The organism is Sphingomonas sp. UYEF23 (assembly GCF_040546165.1).
Lineage (GTDB): Bacteria > Pseudomonadota > Alphaproteobacteria > Sphingomonadales > Sphingomonadaceae > Sphingomonas > Sphingomonas glacialis.
This window is the reverse complement of the sequence record NZ_JBEPNG010000003.1, coordinates 178,034-192,851: the sequence shown is the minus strand read 5'-3', so window position 1 is coordinate 192,851 and position 14,818 is coordinate 178,034. Positions and strand designations below refer to the sequence as shown.

Genomic DNA, 14,818 nt, shown 5'->3' with positions numbered 1-14,818 from the left:
TCCTTTATGCCGCCACCGCAACGATGCCTTCGAGACGATCCTCGAGTTCATCGCTGGCGGCATGGAGTGCGGCGAGCGTCGCCGCGTCGGGAGTCCAGTATTTGCGTTCGGAGGCTTCGATCAGCCGGTTGGCGACACGCGCCGAAGCCTTGGGATTGAGCGCCGCGATCCGCTCGCGCATTTCGGCGTCGAGCACATAGGTTTCGCTGATGCGCTGATAGACCCAGGGATCGACCTCGCCGGTCGTTGCCGACCAGCCCATCGTCGTCGTGACGCTGCCCTCGATCTGGCGGACGCCTTCATAGCCGTGGCGCAGCAGCCCCTCGGTCCAGACCGGGTTGAGCACGCGCGTCCGCGTTTCGAGCGCGACTTGCTCCTGCAACGATCGCACCTTGCCGGTGCCTTGCGTCTGGTCGCCGATATAGACCGGCGCAGTCTGGCCGCCCTTGGCGCGCGTCACCGCGCGGCTGATCCCGCCGAGCGTATCGACATATTGGTCGATGCTGGTGATGCCGAGCTCGACGCTTTCGAGGTTCTGATAGGCGCAATCGACCGTCTGGAGTGCGGCCTTGAGCAATTCGGGCTGGCGTACCGGCGCGCCCTTGACCCCGTAGGCATAGCCCTTTTGCCGCTCGAAACTGTCGGCGAGCTCGTCGGGATCGGTCCACGCGCCGGTGTCGATCATCAGATTGACGTTGGCGCCATATGCGCCCTCGGCATTCGAGAAGACCCGCAGCGCCGCGGTTTCGAGGTCGCAGCCCTGCGCCGCGGCATGTGCGCGGGCATGGCGGCGGACGAAATTCTGCGCGTCGGGCTCGTCGGCCTCGGCCGCGAGCAACGCGGCTTGCGCGAGCATCCGCGTCTGGAGCGGCAACAGGTCGCGGAACACCCCCGACAGCGTGACGACGACGTCGATCCGCGGGCGACCGAGCTCTTCCAGCGGGACCAGTTCGGCGCCCGCCAGCCGGTTATAGCTGTCGAAGCGCGGGCGCGCGCCGAGCAGCGCGAGCGCCTGCGCGATCTGCGCGCCCTCGCTCTTGAGATTGTCGGTACCCCACAGCACCATCGCGACCGTCTCGGGCAGATGCCCCGAATCGGCGAGGCTGCGCTCGATCAGCCGCTGCGCCTGTGCTGCGCCGTCCTTGACCGCGAAGGCCGAGGGGATGCGGAACGGGTCGAAGCCGTGGATGTTGCGCCCGGTCGGCAGGATCTCGGGATTGCGCAGCAGATCGCCGCCGGTGACCGGGTGGATGTAGCGCCCGGCAAGCGCAGTGACGATACCGTCGATCTCGCCATTGGCCGACAGCGCGGCGTCGAGCGCGGCCATGTCCTTGAGCAACGGCGTGTCGGCGGCGCGCGTGCCATCGACCAAAGCGACGATCGTCTCGGGCGGGAGCGTTTCGCCGCGCGCCTGGAGCGTGGCGGCGATCATCGCGATCCGCTCCTCGCGGCTCGCCGCTTCGCCGGCGACGTGGAGGCCTTGCGGGATCAGCTCGCGCTCGATCTCGTAGAGGCGCGCGGCGAGGTCGGCGATCCATGCGTCGTCCTGCGCCGGCGCAGCCCCGGCATCGGCCGGAGCACGCGCGAGGTCGAGGTCGTTCGCCTGGTCGCGGATCAGCTCCGCCAGGTCGCGCGCTTCGTCGCTGCCCGGTGCGGCGACACGCCAGCGCTCGACCGACGCCTTCAGCGCGGCGAGGCCCTTGTAGACGCCGGCATTGGTCAGCGCGGGCGTGAGATACGATACCAGCGTCGCGCCCGAGCGGCGTTTGGCGAGCACGCCTTCCGAGGGATTGTTGGCGGCGTAGAGATAGATGTTGGGCAAGTCGCCGATCAGCCGGTCGGGCCAGCAGGCCGCGCTCAACCCGGTCTGCTTGCCGGGCATGAATTCGAGGCTGCCATGCGTGCCGAAGTGCAGCACCGCGTGCGCCGCGAAATCCTCGCGCAGCCAGCGGTAGAAAGCGGCGAAGGCATGCGTCGGGGCAAAGCGGCCCGCGAACAGCAACCGCATCGGATCGCCCTCATAGCCCAAAGCGGGTTGGAGCCCGACGAACACATTGCCGAATTGCCGGCCGAGGATCTGCACCGAAGTGCCGTCGGACTGCAATTTGCCCGGCGCAGGGCCCCATGACGCCTCGATCTCGGCAAGCCAGGTCTCGCGTGCGACGATCGCGTCGGCGCCGACCTTGGCGTGGACATTGGCCTCGGTCCCGAAGCGCGCGGCGTTGCCGCCGAGGATCGCCTCGCGGAGCGCATCGACGGTTGCGGGAATCTCGACCTGATAGCCTTCGCGCCCGAGCCGCGCGAGCGTCGCGTGGAGCGAGGCGAAGACGCTGAGGAATTGCGCGGTGCCCGCGGCACCGGCGTTGGGCGGGAAGTTGAACAGCACGATTGCGACACGCTTCTCGGCATTCTCGGCGCGGCGCAGTGCGATCAGCTTCAGCACGCGTGCAGCGAGCATATCGGCGCGCTCGCTGCAGGGCTGCATCGCGCGCGGTGTCGTGGCGTCGGGGAAGCTGCAGTGGCGTGCGCAGCCGGTGCAGGCGGTGCCGTCGGACTTGCCGCCGAACAGCATCGGAACGGTGCCGCCGTCGAGCTCGGGGATCGCGATCATCATCGTCGATTCGAGCGGGAGCAGCCCTTGCGCATTCGCCGCCCAGGCCTGGAGCGACTGGAACTCGACCGGATGCGCGGCGATGTAGGGGACGTCGAGCTTGGCGAGCACCGCTTCGGCCGCCGCGGCGTCGTTATAGGCAGGACCGCCGACCAGGCTGAACCCGGTGAGGTTGATCACCGCATCGACCGTCGCGACACCGTCGTGCTGGAACAGCGCCTCGATCGCCGGACGCCCGTCGAGCCCACCGGCAAACGCCGGGATCACGTCGAGCCCGCGCGCTTCGAGCGCGGCGATCACGCCGTCATAATGGCCGGCATCTTTGGCGAGGATGTACGAGCGCAGCATCAGCAGCCCGACGGTGCCGCGCGCATCGCGCCGACGCGGCAGCTCGGTCGCGGTGGTGGCGATGCGGCCTGGCAGCACGGGGTGATAGACGCCGACTTCGGGATACTCGCGCGGCGCCTGCGCCTTGATCGTCCCCCGCAGCGCGCGGCGCGGACCGTCTGCATAGCGGTCGACCAGCGCACGGATCATCTCGACGACATTGTCGTCCGACGCCGCGAGCCAATATTGCATCGTCAGGAAATAGGCGCGGACGTCCTGCGCGGTGCCAGGGACGAAGCGCAGGATCTTGGGCAGGCGCCGCAGCATCGCCATCTGCTTGGCGCCGCCGCTTGCCGCAGGCTTGGGGGATCCGCGCAATTTCTTGAGCAAGGCGAGCATTCCGCCGCTCGGGCGGTCCATGCGATAGTCGCCCATCCGCGTGAGCTTGACGACATCGCCGCCGGACATCAGCCCGACCATCGCGTCGCAGTCCTCGCGGCGCGCCTCGAGCTGAGGCAGAACCGCGCGGATATGATCCTCGAGGAAGAGCATCGTCGCCAGCACGATATCGCCGCGCGCGATGTCGGCGCGGGCGGCGGCGAGCGTTTCGGGCTTTTCCTCCCAATCGGCGGCGGCGTGGAAGCCGATCGTGATCCCGGGATTTTCGCGCGCGAGCCGCGCCTGCGCGCGCTGGACCGCGCCCGCCAGATGATTGTCGAGCGTGACGATGACGACGTGGACCGCGGTCGATCCAGAGCCGGCGGGGCTGGGTGCGCTAGCGGGCATAATGCGCCTTTGCGTCATAGAGCGTGTCGAGCGTGATCGCGGCGATGCCGTGCTCGGTGGCATAGCGCTCGGTGTTGCGGCGCGCCTTGCCGCGGACGAAGAACGGAATTTTCAGCAGCTCGCGCTCGGCCTCGGCGGACCAGCCCTCCCGATCCTTCTCCGCTTCGGCGGGGGTGTGGGCGGGGGCGGGGGCGGGGGACAGCTCGGCGCGTTCAGCCGAGGGGTGGAGGGGGGCGGGCGCGACACCTGCCGTTGCTTCCCCGCCACCGTTCGCTGACGGCTGAGGGGCCGCCTCCTGCGGTTCGCGGGGGAGGATTGGAGCGGCGCCATGCCCCAGATGACTCGCCCCCGCGTGGTCCGAAAACTCGAAATCGTCGCGAAACATCGTCAGCAGATGTTCCTCGAGCCCCATCACCAGCGGGTGGACCCATGTGTCGAACAGCACGTTCGCACCCTCGAACCCCATTTGCGGCGAGTAGCGCGCGGGGAAATCCTGGACGTGGACCGGCGCCGAGATCACCGCGCACGGGATGCGCAGCCGCTTGGCGATGTGGCGCTCCATCTGCGTGCCGAGCACGAGCTCGGGCTGGAGCTTGGCGATCGCGTCCTCGACTTCGAGATAGTCGTCGGTGATCAGCGGCTCGAGCCCGTACCGCTCGGCGGCGGCGCGAATCTCGCGCGCGAATTCGCGATTGTAGCAGCCGAGCCCGACCACTTCGAAGCCGAACTCGTCGCGGGCAACGCGGGCGGCGGCAACGGCGTGCGTTGCATCGCCGAAGATGAAGACGCGCTTGCCCGTGAGATAGGTCGAATCGACCGAGCGGCTCCACCATGGCAGCCGCGACGTATCGAGTGCGGCGGTCGGATCTACGCCGGCAAGCGCGGCGACCTCGGCGATGAAATCGCGCGTTGCGCCGTAGCCGATCGGCACGGTGCGGACGGTCTTCTGACCATGCGTGCGCTCGAGCCAGCGGCACGCGGTGTCGGCGATCTCGGGATACAGGCTGATGTTGAAATCGGCGTCAGGGATCCGGGCGAGGTCGGCGGGCGTCGCGCCGAGCGGGGCGACGACGTTGACGGCAATGCCGAGCGTCCCGAGGAGCCGGGTGATCTCGACGACGTCGTCGCGGTGGCGAAAGCCGAGCGCGGTCGGGCCGAGGATGTTGGCGCTCGGCGTGTGTGGGCCATCCTTGCGCGGCTCGGCCTCGGCCTTTGCCGACGGACACAAAGCGCGGACCAGCTGGTAGAAGGTTTCGGCCGCGCCCCAATTCTCCTTGCGCTGATAGCTCGGCAGTTCGAGCGCGATCACCGGGATCGGCAGCCGCAGCGCCGATGCAAGCCCGGCCGGATCGTCCTGGATCAGTTCGGCGGTGCACGAGGCGCCGACGAGCAGTGCCTGCGGCGCGAAGCGATCGATCGCCTCGCGCACCGCGGTCTGGAACAGCGCCGCGGTATCCTTGCCGAGATCGCGCGCCTGGAAGGTCGTGTAGGTGACCGGCGGGCGCTTGCCGCGGCGTTCGATCATCGTGAACAGCAGGTCGGCATAGGTGTCGCCCTGCGGCGCGTGGAGCACGTAGTGGACGCCCTCCATCGCGGTCGCGATCCGCATCGCGCCGACATGCGGCGGGCCTTCATAGGTCCAGACGGTCAGCTGCATCGCAGCCCCCGGTCGAGCAGAGCGGACGCGGACACCGACGTCATACCTTCAACACGTCGCGCCGCCGCAGCGGACGCGCGAAGAGGTCGGCGAGATCGCCCGCCTGGTCGAAGCCGTGGATCGGCGAGAAGACGAGTTCGATCGCCCATTTCGTCGTCAGCCCTTCGGCCTCGAGCGGGTTGGCGAGCCCGAGTCCGCATACCGTCAAGTCGGGCCGCGCCGCACGGACGCGGTCGAGCTGGCGGTCGACGTCCTGCCCTTCGCTGATCACCGTCTCGGCGGGCAGCAGCGCGAGCTCGCGCGCCATATGCGCGCGGTGGAGATAGGGCGTGCCGACTTCGAGCGGCACCATGCCGAGCTCTTGCGCGAGAAAGCGCGCCAGCGGCAGTTCGAGCTGCGAATCGGGGAGAAAGAAGATGCTCTTGCCGCCAAGCCGGTCGCGCGCATGGGCGATCGCACGCTTGGCACGTTCGCGGCCCGGGGCGATCACCGCGCGGAAGTGCATCTCGTCGATCCCGAACGCGACCGCGGCGGCGTGGAGCCAGGCGGTCGTGCCCTCGGCGCCGAACGGGAACAGCGCATCGAGCCGCACCGCGCCGCGATCTTCGAGCGCGCGCGCGGTTTCGCCGAGGAAGGGCTGCGCGAGCAGGAAGCGCGTGTTGGGCCCGACCGGCGGCATCGCGCCGGCGCGCCGCGCGGGGAAGCTGTGGACGCGCGGGATCCCCAATTGCGCGAACAGCCGCAGGAACTGGTCCTCGACCACGTCGGGGAGCGCGCCGACGATCATCAGCTCGGGCGCCGCACCAGGTGGCGTCGCGGCAAGCTCGGGCACCAGCGCGGCAAGGCACGCATCCTCGCCTTCGGTGAAGGTCGTCTCGATCCCGCTACCCGAATAATTGAGCACGCGCGTCGCGCCCGAATGCTTGAGCGACAGCCGCTGCGCCGCGCGCGACAGGTCGAGCTTGATCACTTCGGACGGGCACGAGCCGACCAGGAACAGCAGCTTGATATCGGGGCGGCGCGCAAGCAGCCGGTCGACGACGCGGTCGAGCTCGGCATTGCAATCGACCATCCCGGCGAGGTCGCGCTCCTCGATGATCGCCGTGCCGAAGCGCGGCTCGGCGAACACCATCACGCCCGCCGCCGATTGGAGCAGATGCGCGCAGGTGCGCGAGCCGACGACGAGGAAGAACGCGTCCTGCACCTTGCGGTGCAGCCAGATGATGCCGGTCAGCCCGCAGAACACTTCGCGCTGGCCGCGCTCGCGCAACACGGCGCGCGGGGCGGGTGCGCAGTCGCTGCTCGCGGGCAGGGTCAGCGCGGTCATGCCGTCACCGCTTGCAAGCGCGCGGCGTGGCCGTTGCTCTGCAGCCGGGCGGCGCGCAGCTTGAGCAGGAATTGCGTCGCGTTGACGACATAGGTGGCGTAGGCGGCGAGCGCGAGGAGCATCCGCCCGCGTTCGCTGCCGAGCCCGAACGCCAGCATCGCCAGATAAGCGGTGTGCAGGCCGAGCACGAGGAAGCTGACGACATCCTCCCAGAAGAAGGCGTCGGCGAACAGCCAGCGGTCGAACACCGCCTTTTCCCAGAACGACCCGGTGATCATGATCGTGTAGAGCGTCAGCGTCTTGAACACGATCGAGACGGTCGCCGCGGTCGCGCCGTGTCCGGTCGCGAGATAGCGCAGAACCAGCACCGTGCTGACCAGGAAGACGAGGAATTGCAGCGGCGCAAGCAGGCCCTGGACGAGCGTCCAGCGAGTCGCGTCGCGCCGCAGCCGCTGTTCGGGCGTGTAGAGCCCCACCGCTGCCGGGGGGCTCAATTTCGTGCCGGAACGCCCGCTCTGCTGCATTTCCCCGCTCCACTTGTCGTGCGGAAAGACTGGGCCAGCCCATTCCGAGTGTCAATATAAATTGACGTCCAATAATTATGACATAATGGTGCGGTGCCGCATCGATAGTGCGTTGTCATGGACTTCCGAGAGGCATAGGTTGCGAGTCGCCGGACCAGCCAAACATGGCCGCCGACGTACGTCGCGTGATCAACCAGACCGGGAGAGTCGGGGTGGCTTCGGTGCTCAGGTTCGAAGAGTTCGTCCAGCGCGGTCGTGCGCGGTTAAGTCGCTTGCGCGATCGATCTACGCTCGAAAGGCGCGATACCCCGCAGCCCGCGCCTCCGGCTGACAAGGCGCGCGCGCTAAATCACTTGATCGAATGCGAGATCATCCCGCGCTTGCTCGTTGCGCACGCCGCGCCGATTGCCGCGGCCGAGGGCATGCACAGCGATCGGATCGCCGAGACCGAGGTCGCGGCGTTCGCGCCGCTCGCGCTGCAAGTCGAGGCCGACGAACTGCTCGCGCATGTCGAGGCGCTGCTGGCCCGCGGCGTGTCGCGCGAGACGCTGCTGGTCGATCTGCTCGCCCCCGCGGCGCGGATGCTCGGGCAGTTCTGGGAAGAGGATCGCTGCGATTTCGTCGATGTGACGATGGGCCTGTGGCGGCTGCAGGAGGTCGTTCACGAAGTCTTCGGGCGTACCACCCCCGATGGCCATATCCCGCATCTCGCACGGCGCGCGCTGTTCGCGTCGCTCGAGGGCGATCAGCACAGCTTCGGCACCGTCGTCATCGACGAGCTGTTCTGCGCCAATGGCTGGATGACCGATCGCATCGCCGAAGCGACAACGGCGCAGTTGCTCGAGCGCGTTCGCGACACTTGGTTCGACCTGGTCGGATTGACGATCACGTGTGACTGCCATATCGCGCCCTTGCCTTCGATCGTGCGCGCTATCCGTGCGGCGTCTTGTAACCCGCGGATTTGCGTGATGGTCGGCGGACGAGTGTTTGCCCTTGATGCCAGCCGCGCCGCCGCGGTCGGTGCCGACGGGACGGCACCCGACGCGCGTGCGGCGGTTCGCGTCGCTGGCGAGCTGGTCGATGCGGTGGCACGGGAGGCTGTTGCGTCGATGACGGGCTGATCTAATTTCGGGTCGCGCGGGGCAGGCACCCCGCGGGACGAAGGACTTCAGGAGTATGAACGGTTCGGCGATGAACGATCGTCCCCCCCATCCTGCACCCAATGCCTTTTGCGATCCCGAAATGGTGGTGCGTACGCTTGCGCCCCACGCAGCCGTGTCGTTGCTTGCCTCGGTTGGCGATGTCGCGCTGGTGCTCGATTCTGCTGGCGTGATCCGCGACATCGCGGTTCCCAATGCCGAGCTCGACGCGCAGGGCGTGCGCGACTGGGTCGGCCAGCGGTGGCACGATGTCGTCACGTCGGAAAGCCAGCCGAAGATCATCGACATGCTCGCCGAGCATGGCGAGTCGACGCGCTGGCGGCAGGTCAATCACATCCTGCCCAGCGGCGACGTGCCGATCCGCTATCTCGTCATGAAAACGGGTGCCGATGGCAGCATCATCGCGATCGGTCGAGAGATGCGCGCGGCGGCGGCGCTCCAGCAGCGCTTGCTCCAGACCCAGCAGTCGCTCGAACGCGACTATATCAAGCTGCGCCAGGCCGAGGCGCGCTATCGCATGCTGTTCGATCTCGGCACCGAGCCGATCCTGATCGTCGATGCCGCGACGCGCCGCATCCGGGAGAGCAATCCGGCGGCGCTCAATCTGCTTGGCGTCACGGACGGGGCCCTTGCGGACCAGTCGATCGGGGCGATCGTCGCAGCCGAGGATCGGGACAGCTTCATCGCGCATCTCGGCGCGGCGAGCGCGACCGACGATCTCCCGTCGATCGCGGTCCGGCTCGCTGGCGAACACGGCAATGCGGAAATCTCGGCGCGGCTGTTCCGCCAGGGGCGCGCGGCGCTGTTGCTCGTGCGGATCGTCGCTGCTGCGCCGCAGCCAGTGCTCGCCTCGCATGCCGCGGCGGTGGAGGATGTCATCGAGCACATGCCCGACGCCTTCGTGCTGACCGATGCCGACCTCACTATCCTCGTCGCGAACGCCGCGTTCGTCGAGCTGGCGGGCGTTGCGTCGGCCGAGCGCGTGATCGGCGCGCCGCTCGGCACATGGCTCGGGCGCCCCGGTATCGATCTCGACCTGATCCTCGCGCAGATCCGCGATCATACCGCCGTCCGCAACGTCGCGACGATTCTGCGCGGTCAGAACGGCGCGCAGGAAGAGATCGAGCTGTCGGGCGTCGTCGCGCCGCAAGGCGATTCGCTATGCTACGGCTTCACGATCCGCAATGTCGCGCGGCGCTTGAGCAGCGTGGCGCCCGAGGAGCGCGCCGCGCCGCGATCGGTCGAGCAACTGACCGAATTGGTCGGACGGATGTCGCTCAAGGATATCGTCCGCGAATCGACCGACTTGATCGAGCGGCTCTGCATCGAGGCGGCGCTCGCTTATACCTCGGACAATCGCGCATCGGCCGCGGAAATCCTCGGGGTGAGTCGGCAAAGCCTCTATTCCAAGCTCCACCGGCACGGGTTGGGCAATCTCGTTTCGGGCGACAATTGACGCACTGACAGTCCTGCTTGACACGGCGAGTGTCAAAATCATTTGACGTTGGAACATGTCCGCCATAGCTTTGCGGCATGGCACGTGTGACGACTCCTTCGCTCGCTGCTCCGCAGCTTCCGCGGCTCCGCGACGTGCTCGAGCTGCTCAAGCCGATCACGTGGTTTCCCCCGATCTGGGCGTTCGGCTGCGGCGTGGCGTCGGCGGGCGTGCCGGTAGCGAGCCGGTTGCCGTTTCTCATCGCCGGGATCTTGCTCGTCGGGCCGCTGGTGTGCGGCACCAGCCAAGCGGTCAACGACTGGTTCGACCGCCATGTCGACGCGATCAACGAGCCTGGACGGCCGATCCCCTCGGGCCGGATCGCCGGCCAATGGGGTCTGTGGATCGCGATCATCGGTACCGTGCTGGCGCTTGTCGTCGCGGCGGCGACCGACCGCTGGGTGTTCGCTGCGACGTGCCTCGCGCTGGTCTTCGCCTGGGCGTACAGCGCGCCGCCGTTCCGGCTCAAGCAAAGCGGGGTCTGGGGGCCGATCGCGGTGGCGCTGACCTATGAGGGGCTGACCTGGTTTACCGGCGCGGCCGTGATGGCGGGGGCGTTCCCGTCGCCGCAGATCCTCGCGATTCTGCTGCTGTACAGTGCCGGCGCGTTCGGCATCATGACGCTCAACGATTTCAAGGCGGTCGAAGGCGATCGCGCGATGGGGATCCGCTCGCTGCCGGCGACGCTCGGCGTCGATCGTGCGGCGCGGCTCGCCTGTAGCGTGATGATCCTCCCGCAAATCGGCGTGATCGTGCTGCTCGGGCTGTGGCAGCACGCGCTCGTCGCGACGAGCGTTACCGCCTTGCTCGTCGGGCAGCTGGCGTTGATGACGCGCCTGCTGCGCGATCCGCTGCGCTTCACGCCGTGGTACAATGCGACGGGCACTAGCCTGTATGTCCTCGGCATGCTGGCCTCGGCGCTCGGGCTCGGTGGAGTGCTCGGGCTATGACGCGCGCGGCATCGCAGGCGGGGCTCGGCTGGGTCGGCATCGTCCGGTTGGGGCTGGTGCAAAGCGCGATCGGCGCGATCGTGATGCTGGCGACGTCGCTGCTCAATCGCGTGATGGTGGTCGAATACGCCTTGCCCGCGGCGCTGCCCGCCGGGCTCGTCGCGTGGCATTATGCGGTGCAGCTCTCGCGCCCGCTATGGGGGCATCGCTCGGACAGTGGCCGGCGGAGGACGCCGTGGGTGATTGGCGGGATGGCGGTGCTCGCATGCGGGGCGATGCTCGCGGTCGCGGCGGTCGGAGTGGTCGCGCAGTCGGCCGCGATGGGGATCGCGGTCGCGGTGCTCGGCTTCAGCCTGATCGGCGCAGGCGTCGGGGCGGCGGGGACGTCGCTGCTCGCGGTCCTCGCCACGCGCGTTGCACCCGAGCGCCGTGCGGCGGCGGCGGCGATCACCTGGATCATGATGGTCGTCGGGATCGTGGTGTCGGCGGGCGTGGCGGGCAAGCTCATCGATCCCTTCTCGTTCGCGCGGTTGCAACTGGTGGTCGACGGCATCGCCAGCGCCGCCTTCCTGCTCGCGACGGTGGCGATCTGGGGCGTCGAAGCTGCGGGCGGGACACCGCGTCCAGCGACGCCTGCTGCGCGCGTTCCGCTCCGCCCGGCGCTCGTGGCGCTGTGGGCCGATCGCCGCGCGCGCGGGTTTACCGGCTTCGTCTTCTTGTCGATGCTCGCATACGCGATGCAGGACTTGATCCTCGAGCCCTTTACCGGGCTGCGCTTCGGGATGACGCCGAGCCAGTCGACTCAGGTCTCGGGGATCCAGCATGGTGGCGTGCTCCTCGGCATGATCGTGGTTGGGCTTGCCGGCGGTGCGTTCGATGCGCGGCGCGGCACTACGCTGCAGCGCTGGATCGTCGGCGGGTGTATTGGGTCGGCGCTGGCGCTGGCGGGGCTCGCGCTGGCGGCGCGCGTCGGGCCGGGCTGGCCGATCCTTGCCAACATCTTTGCGCTCGGTTTTGCCAATGGCGTGTTCGCAGTCGCCGCGATCGGCGCGATGATGGCGCTGGCGGGCGCGGACGGCGAAGCGCAAGCGGGGTTGCGGATGGGCGTGTGGGGCGCGGCGCAAGCGATCGCGTTCGGGCTTGGCGGGCTGATCGGTGCGGTCGCGGTCGACGTCGGGCGTGCGACGCTCGGCTCGCTGCCCGAGACCTTCATGCTCGTGTTCGGCGCGGAGGCGCTGTTGTTCCTCATCGCCGCCGCTGTTTCGATCGACGCACCGCGCCGCGCCGGCGCGATTGGCCGCGAGGTGACGATATGACACCCGATTTCGACTGTGTTGTGATTGGCGGCGGGCCCGCGGGGGCAACCGCCGCGACCGACCTCGCGCGGAGCGGACGCCGCGTGCTGCTGCTCGACCGCGGCGGGCGGATCAAGCCGTGCGGGGGCGCGATCCCACCGCGCGCGATCCTCGATTTCGAGATACCCGAGCATTTGCTCGTCGCGCGTGCCACCGCCGCACGGATGGTCGCGCCATCGGCCAAGTCGGTCGACATGCCTGTCGGCGACGGTTTCGTCGGGCTGGTCGATCGCGCCGATTTCGACGAATGGTTGCGCGCACGCGCCGCGTTGGCGGGGGCCGAGCGGCGCACCGGCAGCTTCGCGCGGATCGAACGCGAGGACGGGCATCCGGTGGTCGTGCTGCGCGGTGCGCGCGGCGAGGCCGAGCAGCGCATTTCGACGCGCTGCGTGATCGGCGCCGACGGGGCACGCTCCGAGGTCGCGCGGACCGAGCTGACGGGGGTTCCGCCGGTACCGTGCGTCTTTGCCTATCACGAGATCATCGCCGCCCCTGCCGATGGCAGCGCCGATTTCGACCCGGCGCGCTGCGACGTCTTCTATCAGGGCAAGCATTCGCCCGACTTCTACGCCTGGGTGTTCCCGCACGGCGACACCGCGAGCGTCGGCGTGGGCAGCGCACGCAAGGGCTTCGCGCTGCGCGCGTCGGTCGCGGCGCTGCGGGCGCAGACCGGGCTCGATGCATGCGAGACGCTGCGCTGCGAAGGCGCGCCGATCCCGCTCAAGCCGCTCAAACGCTGGGACAATGGCCGCGACGTGCTGGTTGCAGGCGATGCGGCCGGCGTCGTCGCGCCAGCGTCGGGCGAGGGCATCTATTATGCGATGGCGGGCGGGCGCTATGCCGCCGAGGCGATCGAGGCGTATCTCGTGACCGGCAAGGCGGCGGTGCTGCGGCAAGCGCGCAAGCGCTTCCTGCGCGCGCACGGCCGGGTATTCTGGATCCTCGGGATCATGCAATATTTCTGGTACGCAAACGACAAGCGGCGCGAGCGCTTCGTCAAGATCTGCGAGGATCCCGACGTCCAGCGGCTGACCTGGGACGCCTATATGCACAAGCGACTCGTTCGCGCGAAGCCGGTCGCGCATGTCCGCATCTTCCTCAAGGACATGCGCCATTTGCTCGGGCTCGCACCGGCATGAGGCGCACACCATCCGTCGTGCACCCCGCCTGGGGCTTGCCGATCGCGGTTGCGGCGTGTGCCGCGCTGCTTGTCGCGGTGATGGGGGGGACGATCACCGAGATCGGGCCGTGGTATCACGGCTTGGTGCAGCCGCGCTGGGCCCCGCCCGAGGCGGCGTATGGCGTCGTGTGGACGACGATCTACCTGATCACCACATGCGCTGCGGTCACCGGCTGGCGCGCGATCCCCGACCGGCATGGCGCCGAGTGGATGATCGGGCTCTTCGCGCTCACTGGTTTCCTCAACATCGTGTGGAGCGTGCTGCTCTTCCGGCTGCATCGCCCCGATTGGGCGGCGGTGGAGGCGGTGGCGTGGTGGGTCGCGATCGTGGTGTGGATCTACACGCTGTGGCCGCGTTCGCTCGCAGCGGCTTTGCTGCTGCTGCCGTATCTCGGTGTGGTCACCTTCGCCGGCTATCTCACGATGACGATTGCGCGGCTCAACGGGCCGTTTGGGTGAGCGCGCTTGCCGACTGGCTCTATGCGCGGGGGCACGCGATCGACTTGATCCTCGGCATCGTGCTGCTCGAGGCGCTATGGTTGATGCGGTGGCAGGGCTGGACGCTGCGCGCGGCGGTGGCGTGTCTGTTGCCCGGTGTCATCCTGCTGCTGGCATTGCGCGCGGCATTGGTCGGGATGGCGTGGCCGTGGATCGCGCTCGCGCTGGTGCTGTCGTTTCCGGCGCACCTTGCCGACCTGATGCTGCGTGATCGCGGTAGGCGCGCGCGGCAAGCGCGGTAATCGGGGCGGGGGACCGCCACCCCAGGCCATCGCCCGGGGTGACGATCGCTCAAGCGGTGTTTACGAATTTGCCTTGAGATAGGCGATGACGTCGGCGCGCTTCTGCGGGTCGGTTGGCCAACCGGCAAACGACATCTTGGTGCCGGGGACGATGCGCTGCGGATTTTCGAGGTACTGGAACAGCTTTTCCTCGGTCCAGGTGATGCCGCTATTCTTGTTGGCGGTCGAATAGACGAAGCCCGGAATGATCCCGGCCTTGCGCCCGACGACGGCATGCAGCGACGGACCGATCTTGTTCACGCCCGCTTCGATCGCGTGGCAAGTCTTGCACGTGATGAAGTCCGCCTCGCCCTTCTTGGCGTCGCCGGTATAGGCGGCGAGCTTGACCCCGGCGATCGTGTCGACATTGTCGGCAGCGACCGCAGCCGCGGCGGCGGGCGCAGCGGCACCCGGTGCCGTCGCAGGCGCGGCGGCCGGCGCGGTGGCGGCCGCAGTCTCGGTCGTCGTGGTGGTGCTGGTCTGTTCGGTTTCGGCTTTCTTTGCGCACGCCGTCAGCGCAAGCGCGGCGCATGACACGCCGAAGATAATATGGCCAATCCGCATCGTTGATGGTGTGCGCATGATCCTGCTCCTGTTGGTCTGAAGTCTCTCCCGCCCGACATATTCGACACTATCGGCGCATGCCTGTCCAGCGGAATTGACACTG

Annotated in this window: 12 protein-coding genes; 7 read left to right on the top strand and 5 right to left on the bottom strand. The window is 68.4% G+C overall.

Translation table 11 applies throughout. The annotated features are described in order from the left end of the window. Nucleotides 1-4 precede the first annotated feature (4 nt). From ABIB28_RS06975 to bchF, 4 genes are read right to left on the bottom strand one after another with little or no spacing between them, the layout of a single operon-like run. Nucleotides 5-3,724, bottom strand: a complete 3,720-nt coding sequence (locus ABIB28_RS06975) for a magnesium chelatase subunit H (protein ID WP_354287384.1) — start codon at nt 3,722-3,724, stop codon at nt 5-7. Then, on the bottom strand, nt 3,714-5,381 hold the full coding sequence (gene bchB, locus ABIB28_RS06970; RefSeq protein ID WP_354287382.1) for a ferredoxin:protochlorophyllide reductase (ATP-dependent) subunit B: 1,668 nt from the start codon (nt 5,379-5,381) through the stop codon (nt 3,714-3,716). The genes ABIB28_RS06975 and bchB overlap by 11 nt, the downstream gene beginning before the upstream one ends. A gap of 40 nt (nt 5,382-5,421) precedes the next feature. Further along, complete coding sequence (locus tag ABIB28_RS06965) at nt 5,422-6,708, bottom strand: ferredoxin:protochlorophyllide reductase (ATP-dependent) subunit N (RefSeq protein ID WP_354287380.1); 1,287 nt, start codon at nt 6,706-6,708, stop codon at nt 5,422-5,424. Beyond that, nucleotides 6,705-7,232, bottom strand: a complete 528-nt coding sequence (gene bchF / locus ABIB28_RS06960; RefSeq protein WP_189676383.1) for a 2-vinyl bacteriochlorophyllide hydratase — start codon at nt 7,230-7,232, stop codon at nt 6,705-6,707. Before bchF ends, ABIB28_RS06965 begins: the two co-directional genes overlap by 4 nt. A gap of 422 nt (nt 7,233-7,654) precedes the next feature. On the opposite strand from bchF, the gene ABIB28_RS06955 reads away from it, so the two are divergent. The 7 genes from ABIB28_RS06955 to ABIB28_RS06925 all read left to right on the top strand — a co-directional run bounded on the left by ABIB28_RS06955 (nt 7,655) and on the right by ABIB28_RS06925 (nt 14,112). Continuing rightward, nucleotides 7,655-8,353 (top strand): cobalamin B12-binding domain-containing protein, encoded by a 699-nt coding sequence (locus ABIB28_RS06955; RefSeq protein WP_354287377.1) that lies wholly within the window; start codon nt 7,655-7,657, stop codon nt 8,351-8,353. A 154-nt stretch (nt 8,354-8,507) separates the two neighbouring features. Next, entirely contained in the window at nt 8,508-9,848 is a 1,341-nt protein-coding gene (gene ppsR / locus ABIB28_RS06950; RefSeq protein ID WP_354287375.1) for a transcriptional regulator PpsR, read from the top strand. A gap of 77 nt (nt 9,849-9,925) precedes the next feature. Further along, a complete protein-coding gene (gene chlG, locus ABIB28_RS06945) occupies nt 9,926-10,837 on the top strand; it encodes a chlorophyll synthase ChlG (protein WP_354287373.1) in 912 nt (303 codons plus the stop codon). Next, the gene (locus tag ABIB28_RS06940) at nt 10,834-12,153 is read left to right on the top strand and encodes a BCD family MFS transporter (RefSeq protein WP_189676380.1); all 1,320 of its coding nucleotides are present in this window, start codon (nt 10,834-10,836) and stop codon (nt 12,151-12,153) included. The genes chlG and ABIB28_RS06940 overlap by 4 nt, the downstream gene beginning before the upstream one ends. After that, the gene (locus ABIB28_RS06935) at nt 12,150-13,331 is read left to right on the top strand and encodes a geranylgeranyl diphosphate reductase (RefSeq protein WP_354287371.1); all 1,182 of its coding nucleotides are present in this window, start codon (nt 12,150-12,152) and stop codon (nt 13,329-13,331) included. The genes ABIB28_RS06940 and ABIB28_RS06935 overlap by 4 nt, the downstream gene beginning before the upstream one ends. Beyond that, nucleotides 13,328-13,831, top strand: coding sequence for a TspO/MBR family protein (locus ABIB28_RS06930; protein WP_133191457.1), 504 nt, complete (start codon nt 13,328-13,330; stop codon nt 13,829-13,831). The genes ABIB28_RS06935 and ABIB28_RS06930 overlap by 4 nt, the downstream gene beginning before the upstream one ends. Next, nucleotides 13,828-14,112 (top strand): hypothetical protein, encoded by a 285-nt coding sequence (locus tag ABIB28_RS06925; protein WP_354287368.1) that lies wholly within the window; start codon nt 13,828-13,830, stop codon nt 14,110-14,112. The genes ABIB28_RS06930 and ABIB28_RS06925 overlap by 4 nt, the downstream gene beginning before the upstream one ends. 60 nt (nt 14,113-14,172) lie before the next feature. On the opposite strand, the gene ABIB28_RS06920 is transcribed toward ABIB28_RS06925, so the two are convergent. After that, entirely contained in the window at nt 14,173-14,733 is a 561-nt protein-coding gene (locus ABIB28_RS06920; protein WP_229839376.1) for a c-type cytochrome, read from the bottom strand. Between the last annotated feature and the right edge of the window lie 85 nt (nt 14,734-14,818).

Excerpts from the sequence above, each read along its gene's own strand:
- ABIB28_RS06975 (WP_354287384.1), bottom strand. The coding sequence starts at position 3,724 with ATGCCCGCTAGCGCACCCAGCCCCGCCGGCTCTGGATCGACCGCGGTC.
- bchB (WP_354287382.1), bottom strand. The coding sequence starts at position 5,381 with ATGCAGCTGACCGTCTGGACCTATGAAGGCCCGCCGCATGTCGGCGCG.
- ABIB28_RS06965 (WP_354287380.1), bottom strand. The coding sequence starts at position 6,708 with ATGACCGCGCTGACCCTGCCCGCGAGCAGCGACTGCGCACCCGCCCCG.
- bchF (WP_189676383.1), bottom strand. The coding sequence starts at position 7,232 with ATGCAGCAGAGCGGGCGTTCCGGCACGAAATTGAGCCCCCCGGCAGCG.
- ABIB28_RS06955 (WP_354287377.1), top strand. The coding sequence starts at position 7,655 with ATGCACAGCGATCGGATCGCCGAGACCGAGGTCGCGGCGTTCGCGCCG.
- chlG (WP_354287373.1), top strand. The coding sequence starts at position 9,926 with ATGGCACGTGTGACGACTCCTTCGCTCGCTGCTCCGCAGCTTCCGCGG.
- ABIB28_RS06940 (WP_189676380.1), top strand. The coding sequence starts at position 10,834 with ATGACGCGCGCGGCATCGCAGGCGGGGCTCGGCTGGGTCGGCATCGTC.
- ABIB28_RS06935 (WP_354287371.1), top strand. The coding sequence starts at position 12,150 with ATGACACCCGATTTCGACTGTGTTGTGATTGGCGGCGGGCCCGCGGGG.
- ABIB28_RS06930 (WP_133191457.1), top strand. The coding sequence starts at position 13,328 with ATGAGGCGCACACCATCCGTCGTGCACCCCGCCTGGGGCTTGCCGATC.
- ABIB28_RS06920 (WP_229839376.1), bottom strand. The coding sequence starts at position 14,733 with ATGCGCACACCATCAACGATGCGGATTGGCCATATTATCTTCGGCGTG.